Raw genomic sequence first — 7079 nt, forward strand, 5'->3', positions numbered from 1 at the left:
GTTCTTCCTTCACGATACACTACCGTTTGCCGCGGGATGGAGCAGCCCGGTAGCTCGTCAGGCTCATAACCTGAAGGTCGTAGGTTCAAATCCTACTCCCGCACCCAAAACCGTAGTATTTTCGCCGTCTTGGTTCACCAGGGCGGCGATTCTGCCTTGTATGGTCAAGGCAAACTTACCGCGCTTTTCCAGCCGCGTGACCACCACGGTTTCAATCAACTTGCGCACCAAATCTCGGGCCTTGGTCGTTGCCTCGCTGTCGCTGCGAGCTGAAGCGCGCTCCAGCGAGCCTACGACCGGCCGGTAATGCTCTGCCACGCGCGGGTGTAGGGCGACGACTGGAGCCACCGGCGCTTGAGTCAGCTCTCCTTCAATCTGTGCCCTCCGCGCCTCTAGCGCGTCCAGGCGATCCTTGACTGTAGCGCCGGTAAGGGGCCCATCGGCGATCTGATCGACCAAGCGTTCGGCGCGACGCTTCACTTCCGCAAGCTCACTCTCCAGTTTTGATCGAGCCTGGCTAATCGTACGCGCCTCATTCTCTGCTGCGAGCCTCGCCTCTTCGACGGCGAGCGCCACGCGTCCCGGCGCTAGAAGTCGGTTCTTAATCGCGGCGAGAACGCGCGCCTCGATCTCTCCGCTCTTGATCCCGCGGCCGTTCGTGCATGCCGATTTTCCGCGCTCTCGTCGCCATGAGCACATAAAGCGTTGGTCGGCACCGCTTCGGATCATCGGGCCGCCAGAAACCCCGCAGGTCAGTTTTCCGCTTAGTAAGTACCTGGGCCGAACGGCTATGCGCGGGGAGGGCCCCCGTGGCGATAAGGTGTTTTCCGCGTAGCGATCCTGAACTTTCGCCCATAACTCCTCGGAGATGATCCGAAAGTGGGGTACCTCGGTCCGAATAATTTCTTCAGGATCCGCCGTTCGCGCCTGGCGCTTTCCTGTGCGTCTGTCCTTGACCCAAGTCTGGCGACTGAAACCAGGACGGTGCGATACAACTCATTATGGATGACCCCATTGCCGCGCTCGGCATTGCCGTTGATCGTCGACGCGTTCCAGCTTCCGCCTCGCGGGCCCGGTATGCTGCGCCGATTCAAGTCGCTTACGATCGCCCGAGGCGATTGGCCGGCGGCGTAGCGCCGAAAGTTTTCTCTGACGACTTCTGCTTCAACAGGATCGATATCGCGAAGGCCCCGGATCGGTTCGCCGATGTTATCGACTTCTCGCCTAATCTTGTAGCCGTGGACACGGCCTCCGGTATGACGACCGGACCGGGCGACGCCTTGAAGTCCGCGCCCTGTCTTTCGTCCTGTCTCGCGCAGTTGAGGGGCGGTCATAGTCCCCATCAACCCGATCAGTAGCTCGGATATGTCGCCTTCGGAGATCGTGCGGATTTTGACGCCGTGAAACCGCAAGTCTTCGAACAGAGCCGCGACATCGGCCTGGGACCGAGACAGGCGATCTAACGCTTCACAAAGCACGACTTCGAACTCGCCGTTCTTCGCGCCGCGCATCAGGCTATGCAATCCGGGCCGGTTTGCTGCGGACCCTCCCGAGATGGCTGCGTCCTCAAACGTCGCGACGATCTTGGTCGCGTCCTTCGCTGCAAAGGATCGGCACGTCGCAAACTGATCCGCGATCGGAGCGACGTTTTGAAGGTCGGTCGAGTAGCGGGCATATAGGGCTGCACGCATCAACTCAGGCTCAAGGCGAGGGAAGATCGCCACGGTGCATATCGAGCGTCATACGCGCAAGGATGCGAGCCAAGTCGTCGAGAAGGGACTCAGCGACTGCAACATGGCTGCTCGGCCAAATCCCATCGCATACGCTAATCGCGCGATCTGTGTTGAGTATGACCTCAGTGGATTCGACTGCACAATCCAGCGAAGGGGGTAAGGCCGTAGCCTCGTCGTAGGATTGGCGATGACATAATGTTGGAGTGGTTGGGGTAAACCTCTCCAAACAGGTAGTGGTGGTGGCTTCTGTTGAAGCCTCTATTGAGTCTTTCATTATCCTAAACTCTCGATTAAATTAAACGATGGTTCAGGATCGGTCTTACGGTTCGATCAGATTGCTAAGCCGTCGGTTAAGGGGAGGTTAAGGCGGCGGTGCGGTCTGATTGAACAATTCAGACGGCTCACAGCCCAAGCCGGCTGCTAGAGCGTAGACCACCTTGATGCCGACGTTGCGTTCGCCACGCTCAATGCCGCCGATGTAATTTCGATGGAGTCCAGCTCTGTCCGCCAGCTCCTCTTGGCTGAGGCCGAGCGCAACGCGCCGCGACCTGACGGCGCGGCCAAAACTCAGCAGTTCAGCGTCAACTTCCACACAACCGCACGTGCGGCTGCCGCCCGATCTTCACTACACACTATCAGTGTGATTGGTGCGAGAGGTGTGATGGCTGATTTTGTCGATATTTCCGAGATGGGCTCCGGACTGCAGCTCATGATCGGAACAGGGTCGCATCTGGACCCAGCAGAGCTCGACCCGTTGATCATGCTTGCGTCGCTTACGGTCGTGCAGAACGCCGGCTCGTGCCGGCCTGAATGACGACGCCCTGACGACGCTTTCGCTGCTGCTGATGGTCTGGGCCCACCAGCTGAGGGACAATCCGGACAATGGAGGGTTGGTGAAGACGACCGCCGAGGATTTGGCTGATCTCTCAGGCTGGCCCGTCGAGCGAGTGCTCACGTCCTAGCAAGCGCTGGCGCCGCATATCCTGATTGATGACCTCGCGCTGTTCGCCGAAGGGGATCTAGAGATTGGCTTGGCGCCTCTGCTGCATCAGGACGGCGCCGGCTGCGGCGATCTGCTGATCCGGTATTGGACGGCTCACTATGTGATGAGAACGGCCCCCAAGCTCGAGGCTGCCGAGGAAACCGTCGCGGGTGGATTGACGCGAGCAAAGGATCTTGCCGGCGCCGGGGAGCGCGTAGCGAGGCTCCAGGTCCGCTGGGATGCCTATCGAGCTCAGCGAGAAGGTTTTGCTCACTACACGGTGGACGGCGCCGGCGCAGACTTGGCCGCCTTCGTGGATGATGCCTCGACCCTTGAGGCTCTGCACGACGCAGTGGTTGGGCTGATCGACCCCGCCAGCCATGGGCCTCTGACCTTTGCGCAAGAATGCGGCCTCCTGCCTTGCACCAAGCTTCAAGCTCTCGCGATCGGTGCGGCTGAGCTGCAGCTGAGCCCCGTCGAGGCGAAGGGTGTTCGGCACTGAAAGGCTGGGCATTCGAAGGCGTGCACTTGTCGCCGTGCCGCACCGCAGCTTTGGTCACACGGGATGCTGCCGTATACGAGAGCCACAGGGTTCCCTGGGAGGCGCCTTATGATGGACGTTCTGATTTTCATGGCCGGTGGGGTGACCGCATTGATCATGGGCTGGTTAGTGAAGCCCATTATCGGAGGGCTCATCGAAGGTATGGACGGTGGGACCAGGCGAATAAAGACAGGCCGGATTAGCGGCTGGCTCCGAGTGTCGGTCGATATCGCGCCCGCGCGTTCTTTCGCCACGGAGGATGTGCACGCCTCGCGGCGGTAGCCCTGCGCCTCCTGAACGAGCGCAGCCGGATCGACGCGTGAGACTTAGGTCAAGACGGCGTGCTTGGCTCATCATAATCGCTCGCGCGAGCTTTTCGATCACACAGCGCTCGCACCATTTTGGAGATCACCGTCCTGATGGCGAGGATCGCCACAATGGTGAACGAGAACACCAAAGCCATCTGCACAAAGTTCATCTGAAAGGCTTGCAGCTCAGCGTCGCTCACCGTCGTTCTCCTAGCTGGTTGGGCAGCCAAATATTCTATCTCGAGCGCCATCCTAAACACGGCCTAGGGGGCGATAGCCCTGTGCTCCAGATGATGAAACCAAACGACAAAAAACATCTAACCCCGGTGGGGCCATTAGGAATATCATCCTGTGGAGGTTGATGCACACATTACGCACACCTGCTGTGGGCTTAGGGCATTGTAATAAAATGGAAAAAATCAGGCGCAAAATAGATCGGATATGATCTACGCGGCAATTACTCGATACTTTTTCAATGATTTCAATATGATTGTTGGATTGTATGATCCACCCCCACCCGCAGAAATCGCCAGTTATTACCAGCCTCCCGCGATCTAGGCGTGCGTAATCACGACGCCTGTAGACGCGGCGAAACTATGGTCAAGGTCGGGAAAAATGCTTCACGAGTTGGTGGTTGATGCGCTGGTCACCTACTCGCCGGGCATCTGGAAATGGTCCGCTAAGCAGAGTTGTCCAGTGCTGAAGATCGGCTGACCGCCGTTCAGACTAGACGGGCGCAAGCCTTTTCAACCCACCGAGATTCGTTCCCTCGAGACGCTGTGTTCCGGAGCTGTCGGACTCTTAGCTGATGGTGGTGCTTACCAAGTTATCGAAAATCCCGCGTCTTCGGTCTGATCGTGTCGAGATGGAGATCGGGAATGTAGATGTCCCGGACCTTGATCGCGCGAGGGGGCGCGTCGCGCGCATCCGGCGACCCGCCGCGATGGAATTCGTCGCCCCGTCCATGGGGCAGGGGGAAGGCCTCGCCACGGTCGCCGACCGAAGCGAGCAAACCCGATGCGTCGTGAAGTCTGGTCGCGACGATGTGGACGACGTCGCCCTCTCGCTGAACCTTGCCGTCGACGGCAAGCATAGAGGCCGACAGGACTATGCGGCGTTGCTGTTCATAGAGGCTGGGCCAGATCACCAGATTGGCGACCCCGGTTTCGTCCTCGATGGTGATGAACATGACTCCCTTGGCGCTGCCGGGCTTCTGACGGACCAGCACGAGGCCCGCGACGCGCGTCAACCGACCGTCGCGCATGGCCGTCCCCTCGGCGCAGGTCATGACGTGCCGGGCCTGCAGATCGCCGCGCAGGAAGCTCAGCGGATGGTCGCGCAGGGTCAGGCCGATGTGGCTGTAGTCCTCGACCACTTCCCGTCCAGGCGTCATCGGCTTCAAGCCCGCATCTGGTTCCGAGATTTCCGGCGTCTGGTCGTGGGCGCCGGCGGCGGCGAACAGGGGCAGGGGCTCGTCGCGCAGACCCTTGATGGCCCACAGCGCGTCGCGGCGGTCCAGATCCATATCCGGCCGGAAGGCGTCCGCCTCCGCCAGGCGGACAAGGCTGGCGACCTGGGCGCCCGCGCGCCGCCACAGGTCGTCGACAGAGCGGAAGGCGCCGTCCGTCCGCGCCGCCAGGAGGCGGGCGGCGTCGCTGTTCACCAGGCCGCGCACCATGCGAAGGCCCAGGCGGACGGCAAAGCGTCCATCCTCGCCTGCCGGCTCCAGGGTGCAGTCCCAGCGGCTGGCGTTGATGCAGACGGGCCGGATCTCGACGCCGTGCTGCTGGGCGTCACGGACGATCTGCGCCGGCGCATAAAAGCCCATGGGCTGGGCGTTCAGCAGCGCGGCGCAGAAGACATCCGGGTGATGGCATTTGAGCCAGGAGGAGGCATAGGCGATCAGGGCGAAGGAGGCCGCATGGCTTTCCGGAAAGCCGTAGGAGCCGAAGCCCTCAAGCTGGCTGAAGGTCTTCTCAGCGAAGGCGGCGTCATAGCCGCGCTCGACCATGCCGCTGATCAGCTTGTCTTTGAAATGGCTGACCCCGCCGGTGAACTTGAAGGTCGCCATGGCCCGACGGAGCTGGTCGGCTTCCGAAGCGGTGAAGCCGGCGCATTCGATCGCGACGCGCATGGCTTGTTCCTGGAAGAGGGGCACGCCCAGGGTCTTGCCCAGCACCTTCTCCAGCTCGGGCTTGGGATAGACGACGTCCTCCTTGCCTTCTCGGCGGCGCAGATAGGGATGGACCATGTCGCCCTGGATCGGGCCGGGCCGGACGATGGCGACCTCGATGACCAGATCGTAGAAGGTGCGGGGCTTGATGCGCGGGAGCATGGCCATCTGGGCCCGGCTCTCGATCTGGAAGACCCCGAGCGTGTCGGCCTTGCGGATCATCGCATAGGTCCTGGGATCCTCGGCCGGGATGGTGGCGAGGTCGAGCGAGATCCCCTTGTGTTCGGCCAGCAGGTCGAAGCCGCGCTTCATGCAGCTGAGCATGCCGAGCGCCAGCACATCGACCTTCATGAACTTCAGTACGTCGATGTCGTCCTTGTCCCATTCGATGACCTGGCGATCCTTCATCGCCGCCGGCTCGATCGGGACCAGGTCGTCCAGTCGATCCCGGGTCAGGACGAAGCCGCCGGGGTGCTGGCTGAGATGGCGCGGGGCGCCGATCAGCTGGCGCGACAGCTCCAGCGCCAGGCGGAGCCGCCGGTCCTCCAGATTGAGGTTCAGGTCCGCGACATGTTTGTCCTCGACGCCCTCGCTGGAATAGCTCCAGACTTGCGACGACAGCGTCTTGATCAGGTCTTCGCTCAGACCCAGCGCCTTGCCGACGTCGCGCAGGGCGCCGCGCGAGCGATAGCGGGTGACGACGGAGCAGAGGGCGGCGTGGTTGCGGCCGTAGGTCTCGAAGATCCACTGCATGACGACCTCGCGCCGCTCGTGCTCGAAATCGACATCGATGTCTGGCGGCTCACGGCGCTCCTGGCTGACGAAGCGCTCGAACAGCAGATCATTGCGGCCCGGGTCGATCGAGGTGATGCCCAGCACATAGCAGACGGCGGAGTTGGCGGCCGAGCCGCGGCCCTGGCACAGGATGTCCTGGCTGCGGGCGAAGCGCACGATCGAATGGACCGTGAGGAAATAGGGCGCATAGTCCAGCGTGCCGATCAGATCGAGCTCGTGACGCAGGGTCTTGCGCACACTGTCCGGCAGACCCTCCGGATACCGATCCGCCGCTCCTTCCCAAGTCAGCTGTTCCAGCGTCTGCTGCGGCGTCATGCCCGGCGTCGAGACCTCGTCGGGGTACTGATAGGCCAGCTCATCCAGCGAGAACCGGCAGCGGTCGGCGATCTCGACCGAGCGGGCCAGGGCCTCGGGATAGGCCTTGAACAGGCGGTGCATCTCGTGGGGCGGCTTCAGATAGCGATCCGCATGGCGTTCGCGTCGAAAACCCAATTCGTCGATGGTGCAGCCGTGCCGCACGCAGGTGACCACGTCCTGCAGCAGGCGT

The 7079-nt window shown here is 61.6% G+C and carries 7 protein-coding genes and 1 tRNA gene; 3 read left to right on the forward strand and 5 right to left on the reverse strand.

The annotated features are described in order from the left end of the window. Positions 1-30: 30 nt before the first annotated feature. Positions 31-107 (forward strand) — tRNA-Met (locus tag ASF81_RS04805). Here the strand turns inward: ASF81_RS04805 and ASF81_RS15625 are convergent. From ASF81_RS15625 to ASF81_RS14770, 3 genes are all read right to left on the reverse strand, one after another. Further along, positions 64-903, reverse strand: a complete 840-nt coding sequence (locus ASF81_RS15625; RefSeq protein ID WP_369814900.1) for a zinc ribbon domain-containing protein — start codon at positions 901-903, stop codon at positions 64-66. The genes ASF81_RS04805 and ASF81_RS15625 overlap by 44 nt on opposite strands. Next, positions 789-1724 carry a recombinase family protein gene (locus tag ASF81_RS14765; protein ID WP_156363155.1) on the reverse strand — a complete coding sequence of 312 codons (936 nt, stop codon included), beginning with the start codon at positions 1722-1724 and terminating at the stop codon, positions 789-791. Before ASF81_RS14765 ends, ASF81_RS15625 begins: the two co-directional genes overlap by 115 nt. 370 nt (positions 1725-2094) lie before the next feature. Continuing rightward, positions 2095-2325: a helix-turn-helix domain-containing protein gene (locus ASF81_RS14770; protein WP_082503457.1), complete on the reverse strand. Its 231-nt coding sequence runs from the start codon at positions 2323-2325 to the stop codon at positions 2095-2097. On the opposite strand from ASF81_RS14770, the gene ASF81_RS15165 reads away from it, so the two are divergent. Further along, positions 2221-2547 (forward strand): hypothetical protein, encoded by a 327-nt coding sequence (locus ASF81_RS15165; protein WP_055805672.1) that lies wholly within the window; start codon positions 2221-2223, stop codon positions 2545-2547. The two genes, ASF81_RS14770 and ASF81_RS15165, sit on opposite strands and share 105 nt — an antisense overlap. Before the next feature lie 217 nt (positions 2548-2764). Next, a complete protein-coding gene (locus ASF81_RS04820; RefSeq protein ID WP_055805676.1) occupies positions 2765-3217 on the forward strand; it encodes a hypothetical protein in 453 nt (150 codons plus the stop codon). Positions 3218-3587: 370 nt separating this feature from the next. On the opposite strand, the gene ASF81_RS04830 is transcribed toward ASF81_RS04820, so the two are convergent. Then, entirely contained in the window at positions 3588-3764 is a 177-nt protein-coding gene (locus tag ASF81_RS04830; protein ID WP_156363157.1) for a hypothetical protein, read from the reverse strand. A 626-nt stretch (positions 3765-4390) separates the two neighbouring features. Beyond that, positions 4391-7079: error-prone DNA polymerase (locus tag ASF81_RS04835; RefSeq protein ID WP_055805685.1), on the reverse strand; the 2689-nt coding region annotated here is incomplete at its 5' end.

The sequence above is a fragment of the Brevundimonas sp. Leaf168 genome, assembly GCF_001423685.1.
GTDB classification, from domain to species: domain Bacteria; phylum Pseudomonadota; class Alphaproteobacteria; order Caulobacterales; family Caulobacteraceae; genus Brevundimonas; species Brevundimonas vesicularis_C.